General features: G+C 67.6%; 21 protein-coding genes. 14 read left to right on the top strand and 7 right to left on the bottom strand.

All coding sequences use genetic code 11. The features are described from left to right. Positions 1 to 9: 9 nt before the first annotated feature. Both WS89_RS08075 and WS89_RS08070 read left to right on the top strand, forming a co-directional pair. A complete protein-coding gene (locus WS89_RS08075; protein WP_006482923.1) occupies positions 10 to 615 on the top strand; it encodes a TetR/AcrR family transcriptional regulator in 606 nt (201 codons plus the stop codon). 233 nt (positions 616 to 848) lie between these two features. Further along, positions 849 to 1496: a GNAT family N-acetyltransferase gene (locus tag WS89_RS08070; RefSeq protein ID WP_059790402.1), complete on the top strand. Its 648-nt coding sequence runs from the start codon at positions 849 to 851 to the stop codon at positions 1494 to 1496. Between the two features lie 67 nt (positions 1497 to 1563). Here the strand turns inward: WS89_RS08070 and WS89_RS08065 are convergent, their stop codons facing one another. Then, the gene (locus tag WS89_RS08065; RefSeq protein ID WP_059790400.1) at positions 1564 to 2088 is read right to left on the bottom strand and encodes an Lrp/AsnC family transcriptional regulator; all 525 of its coding nucleotides are present in this window, start codon (positions 2086 to 2088) and stop codon (positions 1564 to 1566) included. A gap of 214 nt (positions 2089 to 2302) precedes the next feature. Here WS89_RS08065 and hppD point away from each other — a divergent pair, with 214 nt between their 5' ends. Further along, positions 2303 to 3400, top strand: coding sequence for a 4-hydroxyphenylpyruvate dioxygenase (hppD, locus tag WS89_RS08060; RefSeq protein WP_059503372.1), 1098 nt, complete (start codon positions 2303 to 2305; stop codon positions 3398 to 3400). Between the two features lie 134 nt (positions 3401 to 3534). Here hppD and WS89_RS08055 read toward each other — a convergent pair whose 3' ends face one another. Then, positions 3535 to 3729, bottom strand: a complete 195-nt coding sequence (locus tag WS89_RS08055; protein ID WP_059790398.1) for a hypothetical protein — start codon at positions 3727 to 3729, stop codon at positions 3535 to 3537. Positions 3730 to 4057: 328 nt separating this feature from the next. Here WS89_RS08055 and WS89_RS08050 point away from each other — a divergent pair, with 328 nt between their 5' ends. Then, positions 4058 to 7648 carry an indolepyruvate ferredoxin oxidoreductase family protein gene (locus tag WS89_RS08050; protein WP_059790396.1) on the top strand — a complete coding sequence of 1197 codons (3591 nt, stop codon included), beginning with the start codon at positions 4058 to 4060 and terminating at the stop codon, positions 7646 to 7648. A 147-nt stretch (positions 7649 to 7795) separates the two neighbouring features. Here the strand turns inward: WS89_RS08050 and WS89_RS08045 are convergent, their stop codons facing one another. After that, complete coding sequence (locus tag WS89_RS08045; protein WP_059790394.1) at positions 7796 to 10066, bottom strand: NADP-dependent malic enzyme; 2271 nt, start codon at positions 10064 to 10066, stop codon at positions 7796 to 7798. Positions 10067 to 10525: 459 nt separating this feature from the next. Here WS89_RS08045 and WS89_RS08040 point away from each other — a divergent pair, with 459 nt between their 5' ends. From WS89_RS08040 to WS89_RS08010, 7 genes are all read left to right on the top strand, one after another. Continuing rightward, on the top strand, positions 10526 to 11212 hold the full coding sequence (locus WS89_RS08040) for an orotate phosphoribosyltransferase (RefSeq protein ID WP_059503367.1): 687 nt from the start codon (positions 10526 to 10528) through the stop codon (positions 11210 to 11212). A gap of 241 nt (positions 11213 to 11453) precedes the next feature. Further along, on the top strand, positions 11454 to 12050 hold the full coding sequence (locus WS89_RS08035) for a YbhB/YbcL family Raf kinase inhibitor-like protein (protein WP_059503365.1): 597 nt from the start codon (positions 11454 to 11456) through the stop codon (positions 12048 to 12050). Positions 12051 to 12264: 214 nt separating this feature from the next. Then, positions 12265 to 12837: a flavodoxin family protein gene (locus WS89_RS08030; RefSeq protein WP_059790392.1), complete on the top strand. Its 573-nt coding sequence runs from the start codon at positions 12265 to 12267 to the stop codon at positions 12835 to 12837. Positions 12838 to 13028: 191 nt separating this feature from the next. Beyond that, positions 13029 to 13979 carry an N-acetyl-gamma-glutamyl-phosphate reductase gene (gene argC, locus WS89_RS08025; RefSeq protein ID WP_059503363.1) on the top strand — a complete coding sequence of 317 codons (951 nt, stop codon included), beginning with the start codon at positions 13029 to 13031 and terminating at the stop codon, positions 13977 to 13979. A gap of 435 nt (positions 13980 to 14414) precedes the next feature. Then, a complete protein-coding gene (locus WS89_RS08020) occupies positions 14415 to 15842 on the top strand; it encodes a DUF2957 domain-containing protein (RefSeq protein ID WP_059503361.1) in 1428 nt (475 codons plus the stop codon). Between the two features lie 142 nt (positions 15843 to 15984). Beyond that, positions 15985 to 17226, top strand: coding sequence for a DUF2957 domain-containing protein (locus tag WS89_RS08015; protein ID WP_059503359.1), 1242 nt, complete (start codon positions 15985 to 15987; stop codon positions 17224 to 17226). An 18-nt stretch (positions 17227 to 17244) separates the two neighbouring features. Then, a complete protein-coding gene (locus WS89_RS08010) occupies positions 17245 to 18072 on the top strand; it encodes an OmpW/AlkL family protein (RefSeq protein ID WP_059503357.1) in 828 nt (275 codons plus the stop codon). A gap of 184 nt (positions 18073 to 18256) precedes the next feature. On the opposite strand, the gene WS89_RS08005 is transcribed toward WS89_RS08010, so the two are convergent. Next, positions 18257 to 19186, bottom strand: a complete 930-nt coding sequence (locus tag WS89_RS08005) for a LysR family transcriptional regulator (protein ID WP_059790390.1) — start codon at positions 19184 to 19186, stop codon at positions 18257 to 18259. A gap of 97 nt (positions 19187 to 19283) precedes the next feature. Here WS89_RS08005 and WS89_RS08000 point away from each other — a divergent pair, with 97 nt between their 5' ends. Beyond that, positions 19284 to 20567, top strand: a complete 1284-nt coding sequence (locus WS89_RS08000) for an MFS transporter (RefSeq protein ID WP_059503353.1) — start codon at positions 19284 to 19286, stop codon at positions 20565 to 20567. 91 nt (positions 20568 to 20658) lie between these two features. Here the strand turns inward: WS89_RS08000 and WS89_RS07995 are convergent, their stop codons facing one another. Together WS89_RS07995 and WS89_RS07990 are read right to left on the bottom strand one after the other, a co-directional pair. Continuing rightward, entirely contained in the window at positions 20659 to 21294 is a 636-nt protein-coding gene (locus WS89_RS07995) for a LysE family translocator (RefSeq protein WP_059503351.1), read from the bottom strand. 77 nt (positions 21295 to 21371) lie between these two features. Beyond that, the gene (locus tag WS89_RS07990; RefSeq protein ID WP_059503349.1) at positions 21372 to 22241 is read right to left on the bottom strand and encodes an NAD(P)-dependent oxidoreductase; all 870 of its coding nucleotides are present in this window, start codon (positions 22239 to 22241) and stop codon (positions 21372 to 21374) included. A 96-nt stretch (positions 22242 to 22337) separates the two neighbouring features. Between WS89_RS07990 and WS89_RS07985 the strand changes: the two genes are divergently transcribed. Beyond that, positions 22338 to 23108: a Mut7-C RNAse domain-containing protein gene (locus tag WS89_RS07985; RefSeq protein WP_059790388.1), complete on the top strand. Its 771-nt coding sequence runs from the start codon at positions 22338 to 22340 to the stop codon at positions 23106 to 23108. Between the two features lie 79 nt (positions 23109 to 23187). On the opposite strand, the gene WS89_RS07980 is transcribed toward WS89_RS07985, so the two are convergent. Next, positions 23188 to 23421: a hypothetical protein gene (locus WS89_RS07980; RefSeq protein WP_012327737.1), complete on the bottom strand. Its 234-nt coding sequence runs from the start codon at positions 23419 to 23421 to the stop codon at positions 23188 to 23190. 359 nt (positions 23422 to 23780) lie between these two features. Between WS89_RS07980 and WS89_RS07975 the strand changes: the two genes are divergently transcribed. After that, on the top strand, positions 23781 to 24986 hold the full coding sequence (locus WS89_RS07975; protein WP_059790386.1) for an efflux RND transporter periplasmic adaptor subunit: 1206 nt from the start codon (positions 23781 to 23783) through the stop codon (positions 24984 to 24986). Position 24987: the final 1 nt, after the last annotated feature.

The following is a 24987-nucleotide window of genomic DNA, read 5'->3' as shown; positions in this document are numbered from 1 at the left end:
TATTCGACCATGGCCCGAACCCGAGCGCCCGACCACGAATCCCAGCGCGAGCAGATCCTCGACCTGGCCGCCGAGAAATTCGCGCAGACGAGCTACCCGAGCACGTCGATGTCCGATCTCGCGACCGCGAGCGGCACGTCGAAGGCGCGGCTCTATCACTATTACGAGAGCAAGGAAGCGATCCTGTTCGACCTGCTCGACCGCTACACGAAACGGCTGATGCTGATCATCGCCGAGGTTGAGGGCGCGAGCCAGCGGCGCGGCCTCAGCGAGCGCGACGCGTTCGCCGAACTCGTGCGCGCGTTCCTCGCCGAATACGAGACGTCGCACAGCCGCCACGTCGCGCTGCTCAACGACGTGAAGTATCTCGAGGACGCGCAGCGCGAAATCGTGCTCGACCGCCAGCGCGACATCGTCGCGGCGTTCACGCGGCAGCTCGCGCGCGCGTACCCGGACCGCATCTCGAAGGAAAACCAGACCTCGGTGACGATGATGGTGTTCGGGATGATCAACTGGACCTTCACGTGGCTGAAGCCGGGCGGGCGCCTCGGCTACCGCGACTTCGCCGAACAGGTGATCGACCTGATCGAGCGCGGGCTGTCGACAGCCGCCTGATTGCCGCGCAGCAGCATGCGTTGCGTGGCGGGCACAGTGCGACCGCCCGCCACGCATTTCATATGATGAATTTTATATCCGTTAAAAATCAAATAGATAGAGAATGAACTAAGCGGATTTAGAATTCCTCCTCGGCATAAACACTGTCAAATACGGGTTTTCCCCAACCCCGCTCGGGTAAAATGCTGTTGCATTGCACAACCCGTTTGTGCGCCCACACTGAGGAACCCACGATGAACACGCAATTCAACGGCCGTGCCGATGCTGTCGGCAAGGTCGGTACTGCGCCGGTTCTCGTCAGGGAACTGGCTTCCAAAGACCGTGAGCAAATGCTCACCCACTTTCTCTCGCTCGACGAAGAGGACCGCCTGCTGCGCTTCGGCCAGATGGTTCCCGACCACGTGATCGAGAACTATGTCCGCACGATCGACTTCGGTCGCGATACCGTGTTCGGCGTGTTCGACCACGACCTCGAACTGATCGGCGTCGGCCACCTGGCCTATCTGCCGGCCGAGGGCGACACGCGCACGGCGGAATTCGGCGTGTCGGTGCTCGAAAGCGCGCGCGGCCGCGGCGTCGGCTCGAAGCTGTTCGAGCGCGCGGCGATCCGCAGCCGCAACACGCACGTGACGATGCTGTACATGCACTGCCTGTCGCGTAACGCGACGATGATGCACATCGCGAAGAAGTCCGGGATGCGGATCGAGTACGCGTACGGCGAAGCCGATGCGTACCTGTCGCTGCCGCCGGCCGACCACTCGACGATCATCGCCGAGATGCTGCAGGAGCAGGCCGCGGTGTTCGACTACGCGATGAAGCGCCAGGCGCGCCGCACGACGAAGTTCATCGAATCGCTGATGCCCGCCGCACTGACGGCCTGACGTCGACGACGTCAGCCAGCCGGGCCGCGCCTGCGGGCGTGCCCGGCGCCCTCCCTTCCCCGCCGCGCTAGCGCACCGAACGAATCGGCAACGCCGTCGTTTCCTTGAAGCAGTCGAGCGAGAAGCTCGTTTTCACGTCGATCACCGACGGATGATGCAGCAGATGCTCCTGCACGAAGCGGGAGAAATGCGCCATGTCCTCGACCTGCACGCGCAGCAGGTAATCCATGTCGCCCGTCATCGCGTGGCACGCGACCACTTCCGGCCAGGTCTGCACGGCCGCGCGAAACAGTTCCGCGTGGGTCGCGCCCGCGCGCGCCGACGTCTCGTCGGCCCGCATCGGCGCGAGGCCGCCGCGCTTTTCGAGCCGCACGCTCACGTAGGCCAGCAGGTCGAGCCCAAGCTTCTGCGGATTCAGCAGCGCGACGTAGCCCGTGATCACGCCGATTTCCTCGAGCCGCCGGATCCGCCGCAGGCAGGGGCTCGGCGACAGATTCACGCGTTCGGCGATCTCCTGGTTCGACAGGCGCCCGTTCTCCTGAAGAATCGCGAGAATTCGCCGATCGATGGCATCCAATTCGGCTTGCGCCATCTTCTGCCCTCCGATGATTATTTTGAGACTGGAAATTGCGCCATCGTAGGCGCGGGCGATTAAGTTCGCAAGTTTCCGCTCGCGGCCGCCCGCTACACTCTGTCGCATGTTTCGACTCGCCGCGCACGCGCGCTGCCGGCGCGGCCGTCGACATCGAACCACGCCGGGCACGCGCACGCCGCCCCGGCCGATCGCCCCGCACAGGAGACACGACATGCAGATCCCCACCTGGGACAACCCCGTCGGCACCGACGGCTTCGAATTCATCGAATACACGGCACCGGACCCGAAAGCCCTCGGACAACTGTTCGAACGGATGGGTTTCACCGCGATCGCGCGCCATCGCCACAAGGACGTGACGGTGTACCGCCAGGGCGATATCAATTTCATCATCAACGCCGAACCCGATTCGTTCGCGCAACGCTTCGCGCGGCTGCACGGCCCGTCGATCTGCGCGATCGCGTTCCGCGTGCAGGATGCCGCCAAGGCGTACCAGCACGCGCTGGAGCTCGGCGCATGGGGCTTCGACAACAAGACCGGCCCGATGGAACTGAACATCCCCGCGATCAAGGGCATCGGCGATTCGCTGATCTACTTCGTCGACCGCTGGCGCGGCAAGAACGGCGCACAACCGGGCGCGATCGGCGACATCAGCATCTACGACGTCGACTTCGAACCGATTCCCGGCGCGAACCCGAACCCGGTCGGCCACGGCCTCACCTACATCGACCATCTGACGCACAACGTCCATCGCGGCCGCATGCAGGAATGGGCCGAGTTCTACGAACGCCTGTTCAACTTCCGCGAAGTGCGCTATTTCGACATCGAAGGCAAGGTGACGGGCGTGAAATCGAAGGCGATGACGTCGCCGTGCGGCAAGATCCGCATCCCGATCAACGAGGAAGGCTCGGATACGGCCGGCCAGATCCAGGAATACCTGGACGCGTATCACGGCGAAGGCATCCAGCACATCGCGCTCGGCGCGAGCGACATCTACCGGGCGGTCGACGGGCTGCGCAGCAAGGAAGTGAAGCTGCTCGACACGATCGACACGTATTACGAGCTGGTCGACCGCCGCGTGCCGAACCACGGCGAATCGCTGGACGAGCTGAAGAAGCGCAAGATCCTGATCGACGGCGCGCGCGACGACCTGCTGCTGCAGATCTTCACCGAAAACCAGATCGGACCGATCTTCTTCGAGATCATCCAGCGCAAGGGCAACCAGGGCTTCGGCGAAGGCAACTTCAAGGCGCTGTTCGAATCGATCGAGCTCGACCAGATCCGCCGCGGCGTCGTGCAGGACAAGGCCTGACGCTGCCGCCGCGCGGCGGCCGCCCGAGTAACCGGGATGGCCACGCGATCCGGCGGCACAAAGAAAAAGGGCGGGAACCCTCGGATTCCCGCCCTTTTTGCATACCGGCGCAGCCCGCGGGCCGCGCGATCGCATCAACGCACGTTCGCCTTCGACTCGGCGGCACGTTCGGCCGACGGCTGTGCTGCGGTGTCCTGGGCCGGCACGATCTGACGCATTTGCGCGCCGGCTGCCGCCAGTGCGCTCGCGCCGCGCGCGTACACCGGGCCGGTCATCGCGAAAAACGCGGCGGACACGATCAGGAAACTCTGGATATGACGTGTGTTCATTGCACCTCCTGTAAAACTGCCGGCGCCTCCCCGACTGCGTCGGAACGAACCGACGCGGCCGGGCACCTCCGGCAGGCCGACAAGATTAACGGCATTTGCCGGCAGATCAATGCGGCTTTACATGCTTTTACATGATGTAACGCATCATCCCGCCCTGTTTTGCAGTGCGCCGCCCTCGTTTCCCGCGTTGCGACCGATGGGCGGCGGGTTTGCCCCAGTGCTACCATCCCTTGAAACCGGCGAACATGCCGGCCACTGCTGACGCGTCCAAAAGATGCCGACGCAACCGAAGTTTTGGTGATCCCAGACCGGGTGGAGGAGACAGTTAATGAATGCCCCGCTAGACGCAGACCAACGCGCGTCGCTAGAAGCCGCGCTGAAGTCCGTCACGCTTGACGACAAATACACGCTGGAACGCGGCCGCGCGTACATGAGCGGCATCCAGGCCCTCGTGCGCCTGCCGATGCTCCAGCAGGAACGCGACCGCGCCGCCGGCCTCAATACGGCCGGCTTCATCTCCGGCTACCGCGGCTCGCCGCTCGGCGGCCTCGATCTGTCGCTCTGGAAAGCCAAGCAGCACCTGGCCGCCCATCAGATCGTCTTCCAGCCCGGCCTCAACGAAGACCTCGCCGCCACCGCCGTGTGGGGCTCGCAGCAGGTGAACCTGTACCCGGGCGCAAAATACGACGGCGTGTTCGGCATGTGGTACGGCAAGGGCCCGGGCGTCGATCGCACCGGCGACGTCTTCAAGCACGCGAACTCGGCCGGCTCGTCGCAGCACGGCGGCGTGCTGGTGCTCGCCGGCGACGATCACGCGGCGAAATCGTCGACGCTCGCGCACCAATCCGAACACATCTTCAAGGCCTGCGGGCTGCCGGTGCTGTTCCCGTCCAACGTGCAGGAATATCTCGATTTCGGCCTGCACGGCTGGGCGATGAGCCGCTATTCGGGCCTGTGGGTCGCGCTCAAGTGCGTGACGGACGTCGTCGAATCATCGGCGTCGGTCGACATCGACCCGCATCGCACCGAGATCGTGCTGCCGACCGATTTCATCCTGCCGGAAGGCGGGCTGAACATCCGCTGGCCCGATCCGCCGCTCGTGCAGGAAGCGCGGCTGCTCGACTACAAGTGGTATGCGGCGCTCGCGTACGTGCGCGCGAACAAGCTCGACCGGATCGAGATCGACTCGCCGAATGCGCGCTTCGGGATCATGACCGGCGGCAAGGCGTACCTCGACGTGCGCCAGGCACTGACGGACCTCGGCCTCGACGACGAAACCTGCGCGCGGATCGGCATCCGGCTCTACAAGGTCGGCTGCGTGTGGCCGCTCGAAGCGCAGGGCGCGCAGGCGTTCGCGCGCGGGCTCGACGAAATCCTCGTCGTCGAGGAAAAGCGCCAGATCCTCGAATACGCGATCAAGGAAGAGCTGTACAACTGGCCCGATGCGCAACGCCCGCGCGTGTTCGGCAAGTTCGACGAGAAGGACGGCGCCGGCGGCGAATGGTCGGTGCCGATGGGCAACTGGCTGCTGCCCGCGCACTACGAGCTGTCGCCGGCGATCATCGCGAAGGCGATCGCGACGCGGCTCGACAAGTTCGAATTGCCGTCCGACGTGCGTGCGCGCATCGCCGCGCGGCTCGCGGTGATCAACGCGAAGGAAATGGCGCTCGCGAAGCCGCACGTGCAAACCGAGCGCAAGCCGTGGTTCTGTTCGGGCTGCCCGCACAACACGTCGACCAACGTGCCGGAAGGCTCGCGCGCGATCGCGGGGATCGGCTGCCACTACATGACCGTGTGGATGGACCGCAGCACGAGCACCTTCAGCCAGATGGGCGGCGAAGGCGTGCCGTGGATCGGCCAGGCGCCGTTCACGGACGAAAAGCACGTGTTCGCGAACCTCGGCGACGGCACCTATTTCCATTCGGGCCTGCTCGCGGTGCGCGCGGCGATCTCGTCGAAGGCGAACATCACCTACAAGATCCTCTACAACGACGCGGTGGCGATGACGGGCGGCCAGCCGGTCGACGGCGTGCTGACGGTGCCGCAGATCACGCATCAGCTCGCGTCCGAAGGCGCGAAGAAGATCGTGATCGTCACCGACGAACCGGAGAAGTACGACAGCCAGAAGGCGCTGCTCGCACCGGGCGTGACGATCCATCACCGCGACCAGCTCGACGACGTACAGCGCGAGCTGCGCGAGATCGAAGGCACGACGATCCTGATCTACGACCAGACCTGCGCGACCGAGAAGCGCCGCCGTCGCAAACGCGGCACGTATCCGGACCCGGCCAAGCGCGTCGTGATCAACGAAGCGGTGTGCGAAGGCTGCGGCGACTGCTCGGTGCAGTCGAACTGCCTGTCGGTCGAGCCGCTGGAAACCGAATTCGGCACGAAGCGCCAGATCAACCAGTCGAGCTGCAACAAGGACTTTTCGTGCGTGAAGGGCTTCTGCCCGAGCTTCGTCACGGTCGAAGGCGGCCAGTTGAAGAAGCCGAAGGCCGTGTCGGTCGACGGCAGCGCATTGCCGCCGATCCCCGAACCGACGCTGCCGGACATCGAGCGCGCGTACGGCGTGCTCGTCACGGGCGTGGGCGGCACGGGCGTCGTGACGATCGGCGCGCTGCTCGGGATGGCCGCGCACCTGGAGAACAAGGGCGTGACCGTGCTCGACGTCACCGGCCTCGCGCAGAAAGGCGGCGCCGTGATGAGCCACGTGCAGATCTCGCACGCGCCGACCGACATCCACGCCACGCGGATCGCGATGGGCGAAGCCGATCTCGTGATCGGCTGCGATGCGATCGTCACGGCCGGCGACGAATGCACGTCGCGGATGCGGCACGACGCGACACGGGTCGTCGTCAACAGTGCGCAGACGCCGACCGCCGAGTTCATCAAGAACCCGAACTGGGCCTTCCCCGGCGTGTCCGCCGAGAACGACATCCGCGCAGCGGCCGGCGACGCGGTCGACTTCATCGACGCGAACCGCTTCGCGGTCGCGCTGCTCGGCGATGCGATCTACACGAACCCGTTCGTGCTCGGCTACGCATGGCAGAAGGGCTGGCTACCGCTGACGCTCGCGTCGCTCGAACGCGCGATCGAGCTGAACGCGGTATCGGTCGAGAAGAACCGCGCGGCGTTCGACTGGGGCCGCCGCGCCGCGTACGATCTCGCCAGCGTAAAGCAGGCCGCGGCCGGCGACGCCCGCCCCGCGCAAGGCGCCACGGTGATCTCGCTGCACACGAAGAAGGCGGTCGACGCGCTGATCGCAAAGCGCGTGGCATTCCTCACCGCGTACCAGAACGCCGCGTACGCGTCGCGTTATGCGGCATTCGTCGACAAGGTGCGCGCCACCGAGCGTGCGCTGGCGGACGGCGACACCGTGCAGGAGCCGCTGACCGAAGCGGTCGCGCGCAACCTGTTCAAGCTGATGGCGTACAAGGACGAATACGAGGTCGCGCGGCTGCAGTCCGATCCTGCGTTCCTCGCGCGCCTGACCGCGCAGTTCGAGGGAGACTGGAAGCTGAAATTCCACCTCGCGCCGCCACTGTTCGCGAAGACGGATGCGCACGGCCATCTCGTGAAGAAGGCGTACGGCCCGTGGATGATGTCGGCGTTCCGGCTGCTCGCGAAGGCGAAGTTCCTGCGCGGCACGGGGCTCGATCCGTTCGGCCGCACCGCGGAGCGCCGCACCGAGCGCGCGCTGATCGGCGAGTACGAAGCGCTGATCGGCGAGGTGCTGGCCAAGCTGAACGCGGCCAACCGCCCGCTCGCGCTCGAGCTCGCGGCGCTGCCGGACGGCATTCGAGGCTACGGTCACGTGAAGGAGAACAACCTGCGCGCGGTGCGCCAGAAGTGGCACACGCTGCTCGCGAAGTGGCGTTCGCCGGCAGGCGGCGAGTCGCACCAGCAGGTCGCGTAACGGTACGCGGCGGGCGAAGCGTTCGCGGTCGGAACGCCCCGCCCGCGCCGCCCTTCACGGTTCATACGAAAAAAACGCCACGGAACGCAGGTTCCGTGGCGTTTTTCATTGCACCGCGCCTGATGCGCGGCACCCGCGGACGTGAACTTACTTCGTGTTCACGTTCGCGGCGGCAACGGCCGTCATGTTGATGATCCGGCGCACGGTCGCGGCCGGCGTCAGGATGTGGACCGGCTTCGCCGCGCCGAGCAGGAACGGGCCGACCGTCACGCCTTCGCCGCCGACCATCTTCAGCAAGTTGTACGCGATGTTCGCGGCTTCGACGTTCGGCATGATCAGCAGGTTCGCTTCGCCCGACAGCGTCGTGCCCGGGAACGCCTGCTTGCGGATCATTTCCGACAGCGCCGCGTCGCCGTGCATTTCGCCGTCGACTTCGAGGTTCGGCGCACGTTCGACGATCAGCTTGCGGGCCTCGGCCATCCGGCGCGACGACGCCGACGGCGCGCTGCCGAAGTTCGAGTTCGACAACAGCGCGGCCTTCGGCGCGATGCCGAAGCGCTCGATCTCGGCCGCGGCCTGGATCGTCATGTCGGCGAGCTGGTCGGCGCTCGGCAGTTCGTTCACGTACGTGTCGCACACGAACAGGTTGCGGCCCGGCAGCATCAGCAGGTTCATCGCGGCGAAGTGCTCGGCGCCCTTCGCACGGCCCAGCACCTGCTCGATGAACTTCAGGTGGCTGTGGAACGTGTCGATCATCCCGCAGATCATCCCGTCCGCATCGCCCAGGTGCACCAGCATCGCGCCGATCAGCGTGTTGAACTTGCGCATCGCGGCCTTCGCGACTTCCGGCGTCACGCCGTCGCGCGCGCCGATCTCCTGATACGCCTGCCAGTAGCGGTGGTAGCGCGCATCGTCTTCCGGATCGACGATTTCGAAATCGACGCCGGCCTTCAGCTTCGAGCCGATCTTCGCGAGGCGCATGTCGACGACCGACGGACGGCCGACGATGATCGGCTTCGCGATCTTTTCCAGCAGCACGAACTGCGCGGCGCGCAGCACGCGCTCGTCCTCGCCTTCGGCGAACACGATGCGGGCCTCCTTCTGCTTCGCCGCCGCGAACACCGGGCGCATCACCATGCCGGTGCGGTAGACGGTCGCGCCGAGCTGCTCGCGGTATGCGTCCATGTCCTGGATCGGACGCGTGGCGACACCCGAATCCATCGCGGCCTGGGCGACGGCCGGCGCGATCTTGATGATCAGGCGCGGGTCGAACGGCTTCGGAATCAGGTACTCCGGCCCGAATTCGAGCGAATGGCCTTCATACGCCTTCGCGACTTCCTCGCTCTGGTCGGTTTCCTCGGCCAGCTCGGCGATCGCGCGCACGCACGCGAGCTTCATTTCCTCGGTGATCGTCGTCGCGCCGACGTCGAGCGCGCCGCGGAAGATGAACGGGAAGCACAGCACGTTGTTGACCTGGTTCGGGTAGTCCGAACGGCCGGTCGCGACGATCGCGTCCGGGCGCACGGCCTTCGCGTCTTCCGGGCGGATTTCCGGTTCCGGGTTCGCGAGCGCCAGGATCAGCGGGCGATCGCCCATCGTCTTGACCATGTCCTGCTTCAGCACGCCCGCGCTCGAGCAGCCGAGGAACACGTCCGCGCCGACGATCGCGTCGGCGAGCGTGCGCGCGTCGGTGTTCGCCGCATAGCGCTGCTTCGACGGATCGAGGTTGCCGCGCCCTTCGTAGATCACGCCCTTCGAATCGGCGACGAGGATGTTCGACTTCGTGAGGCCGAGGTTCACCAGCAGGTCCAGACACGCGATCGCTGCGGCGCCCGCGCCCGAGCACACGAGCTTCACTTCCGACAGCTTCTTGCCGACGACCTTCAGGCCGTTCAGGATCGCGGCCGACGCGATGATCGCGGTGCCGTGCTGGTCGTCGTGGAAGACGGGGATCTTCATGCGCTCGCGCAGCTTCTGCTCGATGTAGAAGCATTCCGGCGCCTTGATGTCTTCGAGGTTGATGCCGCCGAGCGTCGGCTCGAGCATCGCGATCGCCTCGACGAGCTTGTCGGGGTCGGATTCCGACAGTTCGATGTCGAACACGTCGATGCCCGCGAATTTCTTGAAGAGGCAGCCCTTGCCTTCCATTACCGGCTTCGCGGCGAGCGGGCCGATGTTGCCCAGACCGAGCACGGCCGTGCCGTTCGTGATGACGCCGACGAGGTTGCCGCGCGACGTGTACTTCTGCGCGTCGAGCGGATCGGCGTGGATCGCCTCGCACGCGGCGGCGACGCCCGGCGAATACGCGAGCGACAGATCGAGCTGGTTCGACAGCGGCTTGGTCGGGGTGACCGAAATCTTGCCGGGTTTCGGGTTCAGGTGATAAGCGAGAGCGGCCTGCTTCAGTTGTTCGTCCATGATTGACCTGCGAGAGACATGCGAAATTGTGACGACTCAGTACACAGCACCTTCGGCCGCGTCTGCTTGAATCGAGGGGATGGTCGACTGCGAGACGGCCCGCGACGCGCCGGATCGGCACGCCATCGAACCTTGGCGGATGGCAAGAGGAAAGTACAAAGTACTGAACGATTTCCAAGGGTCGCCTAGTGTACACCCCCTAAATGACCTCTGTTGGTGCACCGCCGCATCCCCGGCATCAGCATCGAACTGGTCGCGCCCCGTTTGTTTCGCCGGTGGCGAGCGGCATCGCGAACCCGCGCGAATTCCGCCGAAAACCGCCCCGAATCGGGTAAAATAGCCGGCTACGCGCGCAGCGATGCGATTGGTCCGCCGATCGCGCCCCGGCCCCCCGGGCGGGTTCCCTTGCTGCGCCACCGGGCCCGCGCCCGCTCCTCGCTCATCACCCAAGGAATGCCCATGACAGGCTACGATCGTCAGTCGATCTCGGATACGACCGCCAAAATCCTGCTCGAAGTGCAGGCGGTGCACTTCAATGCCGAAAAACCGTTCATCTTCACGTCCGGCTGGGCAAGCCCCGTCTATATCGACTGCCGCAAGCTGATCTCGTATCCGCGCGTGCGCCGTGCGCTGATGGAAATGGCGGAAACGACGATCACGCGCGACATCGGCTTCGAGCAGATCGACGCGGTGGCGGGCGGCGAGACGGCCGGCATCCCGTTCGCGGCCTGGATCGCGGACCGGATGATGGTGCCGATGCAGTACGTGCGCAAAAAGCCGAAGGGTTTCGGCCGCAATGCGCAGATCGAAGGCCATCTCGAGGAAGGCTCGCGCGTGCTGCTGGTGGAAGACCTGACGACCGACAGCCGCAGCAAGATCAACTTCGTCAACGCGCTGCGCACCGCCGGCGCGAAGGTGAACCACTGCTTCGTGCTGTTCCACTACGACATCTTCAAGGAAAGCGTGTCGGTCCTGAAGGACATCGACGTCGACCTGCACGCGCTCGCCACGTGGTGGGACGTGCTGCGCGTCGCGAAGGCCTCGGGCTACTTCGAGACGAAGACGCTCGACGAAGTCGAGAAATTCCTGCACGCACCGGCCGAGTGGTCGGCCGCGCACGGCGGCGCGACGGCCCCGAAGGAATGACGCCACGCCGGCATGCGTGCCGGCGCACTGGCCGAGAAAGCCGCCTGCTTCATCGCAGGCGGCTTTTTTTTCGTCCGCCGACCGGCGCCCTGACCGATCGCAATCGCGCTCGCCGGTGTGCGTCGCTCATCGAACCCTAATGCTAGACTTGATCCATCGCCGCCGTCGGCGGCGCGGGCAACACATAACGCCAACAATGCCGGGAGCCTCGGCCCGGCCCACGTGACGGGAGAAGCGCCATATGCGTGTGGATCGCCGGATCGCTCCGCCTGCGCCATCGGGTCGCCCGTCTCCGCTCCGCCTCCCCGCCCTCCTGTACGCCGCCGTTTTCGCGGTGCTGCCCGCGCATGCGGAAGGCCCGTTCACCGTGACGAGCGACGACCTGACGCCGGGCGCCCGCGTGCGGGCCGCGAACGTGTTCGACCGCGGAGACTGCAAGGGCGCGAACCGCTCGCCGCAACTCGCGTGGCGCAACCCGCCGCCCGGCACGCGCGGCTACGCGGTCACGATGTTCGATCCCGACGCGCCCGGGCACGGCTGGTGGCACTGGGCCGTCGCGGGCATCCCCGCGACCGTCACGAGCCTGCCGGCCGACGCGAGCGCATCCGGCTTCCTGCGCCGCATCGGCGCGAGCGAGGCGCGCAACGATTTCGGGATCGACGGCTACGGCGGCCCATGCCCGCCGCCCGGCAAGCCGCATCGCTACGTGATCACCGTCTATGCGCTGAAAGGCACCGACCTGCGCGTCTCGCAGGGCCGCCCCGCGCCGATGTTCGAGCATGAAATCGGCACGCTCGCGATCGGCGCCGCGCAACTCACGGTCACTTACGGACAGTAGGCACTCGCGCGCCGCCGCCCGTTGCGCGGCACGATTGCCCGCGCCGGCGAATTTCAGTGCGCGGCCCGCGCGCTTTTTCCCGTCATTTCGGCTTGCTAGACTCGGCAGCACCGGTCGCGGCGCCCTGCCGCGTATCCGTCGCGCCGCCCGCGTGCGGCGCGCGACGCGGCGAGCCTGCGCTCGGCCGTTCCCATCCCTTTCCGGAGAACGCTTCATGTCGAACATCGTCATCGTCTATCACAGCGGCTACGGTCACACGCAGAAACTGGCCGAGGCCGTGCACGCGGGTGCGCAGGATGCCGGCGCCGCCGCACGCCTCATCGCCGTCGGCGAGCTCGACGACGCGGGCTGGGCCGCGCTCGACGCGGCGGACGCGATCGTCTTCGGCGCGCCGACCTACATGGGCGGCCCGTCCGCACAGTTCAAGCAGTTCGCCGATGCCACGTCGAAACCGTGGTTTACGCAGAAATGGAAGGACAAGATCGCCGCGGGTTTCACGAACTCGGCGACGATGAACGGCGACAAGTTCTCGACGATTCAGTATTTCGTCACGCTGGCGATGCAACATGGGATGGTGTGGGTCGGCACGGGCATGATGCCGGCCAACTCGAAGGCGGCCACGCGCAACGACATCAACTACGTCGGCGGCTTCACGGGCCTGCTCGCGCAATCGCCGGCGGACGCGACGCCCGACGAGGGCCCGCTGCCCGGCGACCTCGACACCGCGAAAGCGTTCGGCCGGCGTGTCGCCGACGCGACGGCGCGCTGGGTAGCCGGCGGCCGCTGAGCGCACCCGGGCGCCCGCCCGCGCCGCGCCGCCGTCCGTGCGGCGGCGCGGCGCGGGCGGCGTCAAAGGGAGGGACACAAGACGGCCGCCGGCCGTCTTTTTTCGCCCCGTGCGGTGCAGCACCGCCGGATGACGTCTTAAAATGGCGGTTTCAGGGCGCCGCGGCTCCCGTTTCATTCAGTGAGAGCGAAATGAGCACCAAAGTTTTTGTCGACGGCCAGGAAGGCACGACCGGCCTCAAGATCTTCGAATACCTGTCGGCACGCAGCGACATCGAGATCCTGCGCATCGATGAAGCGAAGCGCAAGGACGTCGACGAGCGCCGCCGCCTGATCAACGCGTCGGACGTCACGTTCCTGTGCCTGCCGGATGTCGCATCGCGCGAATCCGCATCGCTCGTCGAGAATCCGGACACCACGCTGATCGACGCGAGCACCGCGTTCCGCACCCACGCCGACTGGGCCTACGGCCTGCCCGAGCTGACCCGCGCGCAGCGCGAGAAGATTCGTACGTCGAAGCGCATCGCGGTGCCCGGCTGCCACGCATCGGCGTTCGTGCTCGCGATGCGTCCGCTCGTCGATGCGGGCATCGTCGCGCCGACGTTCGCCGCGCACAGCTACTCGATCACCGGCTACAGCGGCGGCGGCAAGTCGATGATCGCCGAGTACGAAGGCGCCGCGCCGGGCGGCAAGCTCGCGAGCCCGCGCCCGTACGCGCTCGGCCTTGCCCACAAGCATCTGCCGGAAATGGCCGCGCATACCGGCCTCGCGCACGCGCCGATCTTCACGCCGATCGTCGGCCCCTTCCTGAAGGGCCTCGCGGTGACGACCTACTTCACGCCCGAGCAGCTCGCGAAGCGCGCGACGCCGCAGGACGTGCAGCGCGTGTTCGCCGAGTACTACGCGGACGAAGCGTTCGTGCGCGTCGCACCGTTCGACGCGGAGGCGAACCTCGACAGCGGCTTCTTCGACGTGCAGGCGAACAACGACACGAACCGCGTCGACCTGTTCGTGTTCGGCAACGCGGAGCGCTTCGTCACGGTCGCGCGCCTCGACAACCTCGGCAAAGGTGCATCGGGCGCCGCGATCCAGTGCATGAACCTCAACATCGGCGCAGCCGAGGACGCGGGCCTCAAACGCTGATTCAACATCCCACGCGATGCAAAGCCGGCCATTGGCCGGCTTTTTATTTACCCGTATCAGTCAATATACAAAAACACGGGGCCGCGCATTTACAAATATTTACAAGCTTTCCATTGCGCGATTACCAGTGAATTAAACCAGCCCTCTTCCTCATCCAGTCAATCCCGAATAGGGATAAACCGGATACCGTCGATTTAAACGCTGCCGTTATACGCGGGAAGGCGTTGCGAGAGCGCGCCGAACGCCGCGCAACCGCTGCCGCGGCAGCTTTCGACAGTCCGTCACGCGTTTAAATTCTTACCGATTTCCTTATCGGGCAAGGATTCAAATCGCAGATCCCGTTTCAATCGCCTTTTTTAGACGGGTTCATCAATTGACAGCAAAAATCCAGGCGGCGACATTAGCTCGCACAATTAAACGATTGGAGACAGCGGCATGTCGCACGCCTTATCGAAGGGGGTGGCAACGGCCTTTGCCATTGCCCCTTTCCTGGTTGCATGTGGTGGGGGGGACTCCGGTGGCGCGCTCGCGCCGATCGATGCGCCCCAATGTTCCGGCTCGAGCTGCGGCACGCAAGGGCCGCCGCCTTCGCAGCCCATCAACGGCGCACTCTGCCCGGCCAACGCCGATATCGCGAAGAGCACGTATCTCGGCGGCGCAGGTAGCGGCGAGATCGTCAGCGTCAACATCGACGCGGTCGCGATGACGTACACGCTCACGTGGCTCGAATCGCCGATTCCGCTGAAGACGGGCACCGTCACGCCCAGCCGCGTCGGCACGACCATCACGGGCAAGGTCGTCCACCCGCCGGCCGGCACGCTGCCGACCGCCGAGCAGACGCGCTGCGCGTTCGTGCTCACGCCGGGCACCGGCCCCGCGTCGGACGGCTCGACCTATTCGACGGCCGCCGACTTCAACCAGGCGAACCCGCCGATGCTGCTGGTCGGCATGGGCGTGGCGGGCGGCGGCATTCCCGGCGCGACGATCCAGTACGACGGGCTGACGATCGTCCCGGGCGTCGTGCAGAACGTCGGCCAGGTGCCGAACCGTCACTTCGACTTCTATCCGTTCCTCGGCTTCGCGAACACGACGACCGACCTCTCGAAACTGCCGGGCACGTACAACGCGCTGCTCTACCACCTCGTGCCGTCGGGCAACTACGCGACGAAGGGCTCGAATTCGAGCGAGACGTTCGATGCGAACGGCGCGTGCACGTCGAGCGGTTCGGGCGGCTGCCAGACGACCGGCGATCCGTGGAAGACGAGCGCGAAGGGCGGCTACTTCGACAGCACGAAGGCGCCGCAGACGCTGCCGCAGACGCAACTGCCGATCGTCGGCGCGACCGGCAAGTCGGCGACCGCGCACATGGTGATCGGCCAGCTCAACGGCGCGACGGTGCCGGTGATCGTGCGCACGGGCAACGTGAACCTCGGCACGCCGCCGCTGCACCTCGATGCGCAGGTCGACGACGAATCGGGCATCGCGGTGCTCGGCGCGGCGACGGCGATCACGTCGGGCGCGATCGACGGCGGCTACGCGGGCGCGGACTCGAACTTCAAGTACACGGCCGCGCTGATCCGCGGCAGCAACGCGTCGTTCATCAACCCGTCCACGCAGGCCGAGGAAGACGGCTTCACGCTCGACTACGGCCAGACGACGCCGGGCCTGCTGAACGCGACGACGATACCGAAGCCGCCGCCCGGCACGAACTACCCGTCCGCATCGGGCGTCGTGATCGCGACGGGCGGGCTGTACGCGGCGCTGATCCAGGGCACGGTGAACGGCGGCGTCACGTCGACGTCGGCGAATTCGACGACATCGTCGACCCCGTACTTCGGCGTGGGCGCGCAGATCAGCAAGTAGCGATCGAGGGCGCGGCGGCCGGCCCGCCGCCGCGCGCAGGGAAGGCACGAAGGCGCTCGGCTCGGCGCCGGCAGGACGAGCACACGACAGAAGCGGCCGACAGGGAGCTGGCCGCCGCACAAGACAAATCTGGAGGAGCAACATGAAGCGCAACCTCATTCTGGCGGCGGCCCTTGCCGCCCCCCTTCTTTCCGCATGCGGCGGCGGCAGCGACAATCCGCCGCCGCTCGTCGAAGAGCGGCTTTGCCCCGCCACGCTCGACTACAACACCGTGTTTACGGGCGGCGCGGGCAGCGGCGAACTCGCGAAGGTCCAGCTCGACACGACCAAGATGACCTGGCAGGTCACCTATGTCGAATCGCCGGTGCCGCAAAAGACCGGCACCGTCGTGCCGACCCGCGCGGGCACCGTCGACAGCGGCACGCTCACGCAGGAAACGCTGTTGCCGACCAACAAGCTGAACCAGTGCGCGTTCCGCCTGAACGGCGCGAGCCTCGACGCGTCGCGTCCGGCGCGCATCTTCGTCGGCTTCGGCGTGGCGGGCGGCACGATTCCCGGCAAGGAGATCCAGTTCGACGGCGTGCTCGGCCAGGCCGCGGTGCCCGACACGAAATTCCCGTACTACCCGTTCATCGGCTTCTCGTCGATCGAAACCGACATCACGAAGGTCGCGGGCACGTACAGCCACATCGGCTTCGGCGAAGTGCCGTCGCAGAAATTCGCGCCGGCATCGATCGACGCGAAGGTGACGATCAACGCGGACGGCACGTGGACCAAGTGCGACACGACCGGCCAGTTCGCCGGCGGCGCATGCGCGCAGCAGGGCACGAACTTCGTGCAGTCGGCCGACGGCAGCGGCGCGTTCCAGTCGAACAACTACGCGAGCCAGTTGAAGCCGACGCTGTCGGCGACCCCGCAGGGCAAGGGCTTCATGATCGTCGGCAAGCTGCGCAACCAGCTCGTGCCGATCCTCGTGCGCACGGGGGTCGCGAACCCGAACCCGACGCCCGACAGCAACGGCGTGCCGGGCCTGACCGCCGACGACGAATCGAGCATCTCGATCCTCGCGCCGCAGACGGCCGTGGCGGCCGGCTCGCAGAACGGGGAATACATCGGCGTCGACAGCCAGTTCGATTACCGGACCACCGCGCTGATCGACAAGCAGGCCACGCTGCTCGACCCGTTCCAGCCGTCGCAGGCGTCGCTCGCCACCGCGCTCGACCTCGACTACACGCAGAAGGTGCCGGGCACGGTCACGACGATCCACACGGGTTCGGGCAGCACGTCGCCGACCGGCAAGTTCATCTTCACGGGTGGCGTGTTCGGTTTCCTCGACAACGCCGGATCGACGCCGTATTTCACGATCGGCGCATTCGTCCAGTAAGCGGAGGGAGAAGCCGTGATGAAGAAAACCCTTCTCTGCGCGGCGGCGGCCGCCGCCGCGCCGCTCGCGGCGCACGCGCAGAGCGCCGGCAGCAACGTCGTCACGCTGGGCTGGTTCCACATCATGCCGCAGCAGAGCAGCACGCCGATGACGACCAACGTCGCGCCGACGCCGATCAACACGCCGCTGCGGCTGCCGCCGTCGTTCACGTCGCCGGGCACCGGGCTGCACACGAGCGGCGCCGACACCGTCGGCCTGACGGTCAGCCACTTCCTGACCGATCACATCGCGGTCACGTCGGTGGCAGGCGTGCCGCCGGTGTTCAAGGTGTCGGGCCAGGGCACGATCAAGCCGCCCGGCCCCGCCGGCGCGCTCGGCACGCAGAACATCGGGCTGGGATCGGTCAACCCGATCGTGAAGAGCGTGCGGCAGTGGAGCCCGGCGGTGATCCTGCAGTACTACTTCGGGCAGGCCACCGCGAAGTTCCGGCCGTTCCTCGGCCTCGGCGTGTCGTACAACTGGTTCAGCGACCTGCAGCTCAACACGAACTTCATCAAGCAGACGCAGGACAACCTCGGTGCGATCCTTGCGGCGGGCGCGGGCAAGCCGGGGACGACCTCGGTGGAAGCGAAGGCGTCGTCGTCGTGGCAGCCGGTGTTCAACGCGGGCCTGCAGTACAACCTGACCGAACACTTCGGGCTGGTCGCGTCGGTGACCTACATCCCGCTGAAGACGACGTCGACGGTGACGATCAAGGCGGCCGACGGCTCGGTGCTCGCCGAGTCGAAATCGGACCTGAAGGCGGACCCGATCATCAGCTACGTCGGGATGACCTACAAGTTCTGAGCGCGGCGAGAGCCGGCAAATGGAGCGCCGCGACACAATCGCAGGCAAAAAAAAGCCCGCCTAAGCGGCGGGCTGAATCCATATCAGAGGAGACATGGAGGAGACAGGTACAACTATAGCGAATCGGTTTCCGCAATGCAACATTTCCGTAGAGAAAATAAGGATTTTCCCTCGAACGCGGCCTCTAGTTCGCCGTGACGGCACCTGACCCCTTCCCGTTCTCCCGTTCGAGCACCTCGCCCAGCGCGTCGCGCAGCAGCGCGACCGGCCGCACCAGCCGGCCCGGTAACGTGCCGTGCACGATCCACACGTTGATCCGCGTTTCCAGCCCCGTCGTTTCCACCACCCTCAGCGCATCGCGATGCGCGCTGCGCGCCAGCGCGTTCGGCGCCGCGATCCCGATGCCGGCGCCGCGCGCGACGAGCGACAACTGCAACTCCGAGCCGAATGCCTCGACCGCGACGTCGAACGGCAGCCCGGCCGCGCCGAGCGCCCGGCTCAGCGCCGAACGCATCCCGCAGCCGTCCTGGCTCAGCACCCACGGAAAACCCGACAGCGTGTCGAGCGACAGCGGGCCCGCCGGCAGCGGGAAATCGCGCGCGGCGACGAGCACCGTCGGCTGCGTGGCGAGCAGCGTCGCCGTCAACGCGTCCGGTAGCGCCGCGCTCGCCGGCACCATCACGGTGGCGACGTCGAGCGCGCCGCGCTCGACGCCCTGCACCAGCGCGGGCGACCAGCCGGCCGTCACGCGCAGCGTGAGGCGCGGGAACGCGTCGCGCATCCGATCGATCGGCCGCTCCAGCGCGAGCTCGGACAGAAACGGCGGCACGCCGATGCGCAGCTCGCCCGACGGTTCGCCGTCCGGCGCGCCCGCCGCCATCAGCTCGTCGACCGCGCCGAGCACGTTGCGCGCGAGCGCGTAGACGTCGCGCCCGGCCGCGGTCGGCTTCAGCGGCTTGCTCTGCCGCTCGAGCAACGGCACGCCGAGCAGCGATTCGAGGTTCTGCACGCGCCGCGTCAGGCCCGGCTGCGTCAGATGAAGCTTCGCGGCCGCGGCAACCATCGACCCGCTGTCGACGACCGCGACGAACGCCTGGAGATCACGCGTATTCAAAACAAACTCGCATAATCATGTTAGACATATTTCAATTGTCGCATAAACATCAGGGACCTACGATGGGAATTCCTTCGACCTCCCCGTCAGGCTTCCGATGAACTGCCCTGCCAACCGTTGCTCCGCCCCCGTTTCCTCGTCCGTCGCCGCGCCGCCCGCGCTGAGCACCGGCATGACGCTGTTCTTCGCCGCGACGGTCGGCGTGATCGTGATGGATCTGTTCGCCGCGCAACCGCTGACCGGCCCGATCAGCGCGGACCTGCACCTGCCGCCCGGCCTCGCCGGGCTCGTCGCGATGCTGCCGCAACTCGGCTACGCGGCCGGCCTCGCATTGCTCGTGCCGCTGGTCGACCTGCTCGAGAACCGCCGCCTGATCGTCGCGACGCTCGCCGTCTGCGCGGCGGCGCTCGCGCTGCCCGCCTTCACGCGCTCGGGCACCGTGTTCCTGCTCGCGACGCTCGCGGCCGGCGCCGCGTCGAGCGTGATCCAGATGCTCGTGCCGATGGCCGCGTCGATGGCGCCCGAAGCGCAGCGCGGCCGCGCAGTCGGCAACGTGATGAGCGGGCTGATGCTCGGGATCCTGCTGTCGCGGCCGCTCGCGAGCCTGATCGCGGGGTCGGCCGGCTGGCGCGCGTTCTATCTGCTGGCCGCGCTCGCGAACGCGGCGATCGCCGTCGTGCTCGCGCTGCGCCTGCCGACGCGCACGCCGTCGATCACGGCCGGCTACCGCGCGTTGCTCGCATCGATGGGACGCCTGCTCGCCGACGAGCCGGTGCTGCGCCGGCATGCGCTGTCGGCCGCGCTCGCGATGGCCGCGTTCAGCGCGTTCTGGACCGCCGTCGGGCTGCGGCTCGCGCAGCCGCCGTTCGCGCTCGATCTGCATGGGATCGCGCTGTTCGCATTCGCCGGCGCCAGCGGCGCGATCGTCACGCCGCTCGCCGGCCGCGCGGGCGACCGCGGTCACGGCCCGGCCGCGCAGCGGCTCGCGCACGGCACGATGCTCGCGGCGCTCACCGTGCTCGGGATCGCCGGCGCCGGCTGGTTCGGCTTCGACGCGCATGCGCATCGCGGCGTCGCGCTCGCGCTGCTGGCCGGCGGCGCGGCGCTGCTCGATGCGGGCGTGATCGTCGACCAGACGATCGGCCGTCGCGCGATCAACCTGCTGAACCCGGCCGCGCGCGGACGCCTGAACGGGCTGTTCGTCGGGCTGTTCTTCGTCGGCGGCGCGCTCGGCGCGGCGCTCGCGGGCAGCGCGTGGGCATGGGGCGGATGGAGCGCAGTGTGCGGTGTCGGGTTCGCGTTCGCCGGCGCGGCGGCCGTGTTCGGGCTGACGGCCGGACGCGGCGCCGGCGCGGTGGCGCTGGATCGCCCGCGTGCGTAAGCGGACAGCGGTGCGACGCGGAGCCCGAAAACTGAACGCCCCGCCCTCTTGCGAGGGACGGGGCGTTCGGTACGCCGGTGCGGGCCGGGAATCAGTGACGAACCAGCGCCATCATCGCGCCGAAGCCGACGAACAGCCCGCCCGTCAGCCGGTTGAACACCTTCGCGACGCTCTGGCTCTTCAGCGTGGCGCCGATGCGCGTGCCGAACGCCGCGTAGACGAGATACCAGCTCACTTCGATCGCCGCGAACGTGACGACGAGGATGCCGAACTGCGGCAACGTAGGCTCGGCCGCGTTGATGAACTGCGGCAGCAGCGCGGCCGCGAACAGGATCGCCTTCGGATTGCTGCCCGCGACCAGGAAGCCATTGCGGAACAGCGCCACGCGCGACGCCGACGCCCCTTGCGACACGGCATCGGCGTCGGCCGCCGGCGCGTCGTCCACGCGTGCGCGCCACGCCTTCACGCCGAGATAGATCAGGTAGGCCGCGCCCGCGAAGCGCAGCGCGTTGAACATCGCCGGCCATGCCTCGAGCACCGCGCCGAGCCCCGCCGCGGATACCGCGAGCATCAGCACCAGCGCGCTCAGGCAACCGGCCATCGTCGCGGACGAGCGCCGCAGCCCGTGCCGCGCGCCGTGCGTCATCACGAGCAGCATGTTCGGGCCCGGAATCGCCGACACGACGAACACCGTCGCCACGAAAAGCCACCACGTATGCAAGTTCATGAACTGCCTCTGCCTGGAATGATGTAAGGGAAAACGGACTGCCGATTATGCCGTGCGCACGGCGCTTCTGTCGCGTGTCAGCGGCCGGCGCGGCGCAGCGCGGCCTCGCCGAGCACCGCGAAATCCTGGTCGCCGCCGCCGTGCGCGAGCACGTCGAGCAGGCTGTCGCGCACGACGCTCGCCACCGGCAGCGGCACCGACGTCGCGTCGCCGGCCTCCAGCGCGAGCCGGACGTCCTTCAGCCCGAGCCGCGCCTTGAAACGCGCGGGCTCGTAGCGCCGCTCCGCGATCATCGCGCCGTAGCCTTCGTAGACGGGCCCCGGGAACACGCTGCTGGTGATCACGTCGAGGAAATCGCGCATCGCGACGCCGTGCGCGCCCAGCAGCGCGGACGCCTCGCCGAGCGTCTCGATCGCCGACGCGAGCGTGAAATTCGCGGCGATCTTCGCGACGTTCGCGTGCTGCGGCAACGAACCGAAGCGCCAGGTCTTCTGGCCGATCGCGTCGAACAGCGGCTGCACGCGGTCGATCGCCTCGGCCGGGCCGCCCGCCATGATCGTCAGGCGCGCGGCGGCCGCAACGTCGGGCCGCCCCATCACCGGCGCGGCGACGTAGTCGATGCCGCGCGACGCATGCGCGTGCGCGAGCGATTCGGCGAGCGCGACCGACACCGTCGCCATGTTCACGTGGATCAGCCCGCGCGGCGCCTGGGCCAGCAGCGCGTCGTCGAATACCGCGCGCGCGGCCGTATCGTCGCCGAGCATCGAGAACACGGCGTCGCCGCGAAACGCGTCGGCCGGCGTGTCGACGACACGCGCGCCGACTGCCGCCAGCGGCTCGGCCCGCTCGCGCGACCGGTTCCAGACCCGCACCGTGTGGCCCGCCTTCAGCAGGTTCGTCGCGATCGCCTGCCCCATTTCGCCCAGCCCGATAAACCCGAGATCCATGTCCCGCTCCTTCGCTTCGTGAAGCCGCGAGTTAAACACAGATGCCGGCGCTTTGCAGCGCCTGCCGCCGGCCGGGCGCGGTGCGATACTGCACGGATGACGACCGCGACCTTCCGCTTTCACGGCGAACTGAACGCCTTTCTCGCGCGCCCGCAGCGCGACCGGGCGTTCGCGCACGCGTACGCCCGCGATGCGACGGCGAAGCATGCGATCGAGGCGCTCGGCGTCCCGCATACCGAAATCGGCCGGCTGTGCGTGAACGACGCGCCGGCCGCGCTCGACCGGCCGCTCGACGACGGCGACCGCGTCGAGGTCTTTCCCGAGCGCGCAGGGCCGGCGGCCAACGGCGCGGCCGCGCGGCAACCGGCGTCATGGCGCTTCGTTGCCGACGCGCATCTCGGCGGCCTCGCGCAACTGCTGCGCCTCGCCGGTTTCGACACCTGCTACGACAACCACTACCGCGACGATGAACTCGCGGCGCTCGCCGAGCGGGAGAACCGGATCGTGCTGACGCGCGACCGCGAGCTGCTCAAGCGGCGCGCGGTCGCGCGCGGCTGCTATCTCCATGCGCTGCAGCCGGCCGACCAGTTGCGCGAACTGTTCGAGCGGCTCGATCTCGCGCCGCACATGCGGCCGTTCCGGCTGTGCCTGCGCTGCAACGCGCCGCTGCATCCGCTCGATGCGGCGGCCGCGGCACCGCGCGTGCCGGCCGGCATCCGGCAGCGGCACCGGCGCTTCGCCGCGTGCGACGTGTGCCGGCGCGTGTTCTGGGAAGGCTCGCACTGGCGGCGCATGCGCGCGGTGGTCGACGCGATGCGCATGCCGCCGCCCGCCCGGCTCGACGAACCCGCCGAACCCGGCGCCTGAAAAAACGAAACCCCGCATGCCGAAGCATGCGGGGTTGGCAGACCGGTGACCGGCAACGCCGGCCGTGGCGGCGAACCGCTTAGTTCTGCGTGCCTGCGTCGTTCGTGCCGGCAGCCGATGCGGCTGCAGCCTTCGCCTGGCCCTTCTTCGAACCGTGGTGCTTCAGCTGGTGCTTCGGCTTGCTGTGATCCTTCTTGGCCGGTGCCGAAGCGGCGGCCGACGTGTCGGCTGCCGGCGCGGACGCCTGTGCGAATGCCGAAACCGATGCGAGTGCGAATGCTGCGGCGATGATCGAAGCGAGCGTCTTCTTCATTGTTCTTCCTTTAGCGGAGAAAAAATCAAACGTACCGGTAATCAAAGATGCGAGGCATTCGCACCGGAGCCCCAGGCCGCGAGGCCGGCTTTCGCCGTTTCCGTCGCGACAAAACCTGACGCACTGGTTCCATAACGCACCGCGTTCGCGGCAAGTTGACACGTTGCTTGCATCCTCGGGTTTCCCCGGGGGCAGGCGCGTCGGCCGGCGCCGGCAGGCCGGACAGGCCGCCGCCGCGCGGCGCCGCAAACCGGCTCGCGCGACGCCGGGGCGGCGCTTATACTGGCGTCCATCCGTCCCTTTCCCCGGAAACCGGATCGCGCCGGTCATACGACCGCCGCCGTCTCGAGGCGCTCAAATTGCCCGATCACAATCTGGACAAACTGAAAATCGACCGGCGTCCGATCGCACCGGTGCCGCGTCGGCGCCGGTGGGTCCGCTATGCGGTCGCCGCCGCGCTGATCGTCATCGCGATCGTCGCCGGCCTCGCGCTCACCGGTCGGCCGACCGTCGACACTACGTCCGTCACGTCCGCCTATCCGTACCAGAACGACACGCAGCTCAATGCGACCGGCTACGTCGTGCCGCAACGCAAGGCCGCGGTCGCGTCGAAGGGCCAGGGGCGCGTCGAATGGCTCGGCGTGCTCGAAGGCACGCGCGTGAAGCAGGACGAGGTCATCGCGCGGCTCGAAAGCAGCGACGTGCAGGCGTCGCTTGCCCAGGCGCGCGCGCAGGTGCAGGTCTCCCGCGCGAACCTCGGCGTCGCGCAGGCGGAACTCAAGGATGCGGAGATCGCGTTGCGCCGCACCGCCGCGCTCGCGCCGCGCGGCGCCGTGCCGGCCGCGCAGCTCGACACCGACACGGCCCGCGTGAACAAGGCGCGCGCGACGCTCAATAGCGACCGGGCCGCGATCGCGTCCGCCGAAGCGAACGCGCAGGCCGCGCAGGTCGCGGTCGACCAGACGGTGATCCGCGCGCCGTTCGACGGCATCGTGCTGGCCAAGCACGCGAACGTGGGCGACAACATCACGCCGTTCTCGTCCGCGTCGGACAGCAAGGGCGCGGTCGTGACGATCGCCGACATGGAGACGCTCGAGGTCGAGGCCGACGTCGCCGAATCGAACATCGCGAAGATCCGCGCCGAGCAGCCGTGCGAGATCCAGCTCGACGCGCTGCCCGACATGCGCTTCGCCGGCCGCGTGTCGCGGATCGTGCCGACCGTCGACCGCTCGAAGGCCACCGTGCTCGCGAAGGTGCGCTTCGTCGACCGCGACGAGCGCGTGCTGCCCGACATGAGCGCGAAGATCGCATTCCTGTCGAAGCCGGCGTCGCCGCAGGACCGGCAGCCGGTGACCGCCGTGCAGGCGAGCGCCGTGGTCGAGCGCGACGGCCGGCCGGTCGTGTTCGTCGTGAAGGACGACACCGTGCATGCGGTGGCCGTGACGCGCGGCATGCGGATCGGCGAGCTGGTGGCGATCCGTGGCGTGAAACCCGGCGACACGGTCGTGCTCGCGCCGGGCGCGAAGCTGAAGGACGGCGCGAAAGTGACCGTCGCGAAGAAGTAGC

Origin of the sequence: Burkholderia sp. MSMB1072, assembly GCF_001524725.1 — a bacterium.
In the GTDB taxonomy this organism is placed as follows: domain Bacteria; phylum Pseudomonadota; class Gammaproteobacteria; order Burkholderiales; family Burkholderiaceae; genus Burkholderia.
Note: the sequence above shows the minus strand (reverse complement) of the source record. Positions and strands in the feature narration are given on the sequence as shown.

Bases quoted from the DNA above. Each gene is read 5' to 3' on its own strand.
- WS89_RS08010 (WP_059503357.1), top strand. From the start codon at position 17,245: ATGAAGAAAACCCTTCTCTGCGCGGCGGCGGCCGCCGCCGCGCCGCTC.
- WS89_RS08075 (WP_006482923.1), top strand. From the start codon at position 10: ATGGCCCGAACCCGAGCGCCCGACCACGAATCCCAGCGCGAGCAGATC.
- WS89_RS08055 (WP_059790398.1), bottom strand. From the start codon at position 3,729: ATGAACACACGTCATATCCAGAGTTTCCTGATCGTGTCCGCCGCGTTT.
- WS89_RS08045 (WP_059790394.1), bottom strand. From the start codon at position 10,066: ATGGACGAACAACTGAAGCAGGCCGCTCTCGCTTATCACCTGAACCCG.
- WS89_RS08020 (WP_059503361.1), top strand. From the start codon at position 14,415: ATGTCGCACGCCTTATCGAAGGGGGTGGCAACGGCCTTTGCCATTGCC.
- hppD (WP_059503372.1), top strand. From the start codon at position 2,303: ATGCAGATCCCCACCTGGGACAACCCCGTCGGCACCGACGGCTTCGAA.
- WS89_RS08050 (WP_059790396.1), top strand. From the start codon at position 4,058: ATGAATGCCCCGCTAGACGCAGACCAACGCGCGTCGCTAGAAGCCGCG.
- WS89_RS07980 (WP_012327737.1), bottom strand. From the start codon at position 23,421: ATGAAGAAGACGCTCGCTTCGATCATCGCCGCAGCATTCGCACTCGCA.
- WS89_RS08040 (WP_059503367.1), top strand. From the start codon at position 10,526: ATGACAGGCTACGATCGTCAGTCGATCTCGGATACGACCGCCAAAATC.
- WS89_RS08015 (WP_059503359.1), top strand. From the start codon at position 15,985: ATGAAGCGCAACCTCATTCTGGCGGCGGCCCTTGCCGCCCCCCTTCTT.
- WS89_RS07985 (WP_059790388.1), top strand. From the start codon at position 22,338: ATGACGACCGCGACCTTCCGCTTTCACGGCGAACTGAACGCCTTTCTC.
- WS89_RS08065 (WP_059790400.1), bottom strand. From the start codon at position 2,088: ATGGCGCAAGCCGAATTGGATGCCATCGATCGGCGAATTCTCGCGATT.
- WS89_RS08030 (WP_059790392.1), top strand. From the start codon at position 12,265: ATGTCGAACATCGTCATCGTCTATCACAGCGGCTACGGTCACACGCAG.
- WS89_RS08035 (WP_059503365.1), top strand. From the start codon at position 11,454: ATGCGTGTGGATCGCCGGATCGCTCCGCCTGCGCCATCGGGTCGCCCG.
- WS89_RS08070 (WP_059790402.1), top strand. From the start codon at position 849: ATGAACACGCAATTCAACGGCCGTGCCGATGCTGTCGGCAAGGTCGGT.
- WS89_RS07995 (WP_059503351.1), bottom strand. From the start codon at position 21,294: ATGAACTTGCATACGTGGTGGCTTTTCGTGGCGACGGTGTTCGTCGTG.
- WS89_RS08000 (WP_059503353.1), top strand. From the start codon at position 19,284: ATGAACTGCCCTGCCAACCGTTGCTCCGCCCCCGTTTCCTCGTCCGTC.
- WS89_RS07990 (WP_059503349.1), bottom strand. From the start codon at position 22,241: ATGGATCTCGGGTTTATCGGGCTGGGCGAAATGGGGCAGGCGATCGCG.
- argC (WP_059503363.1), top strand. From the start codon at position 13,029: ATGAGCACCAAAGTTTTTGTCGACGGCCAGGAAGGCACGACCGGCCTC.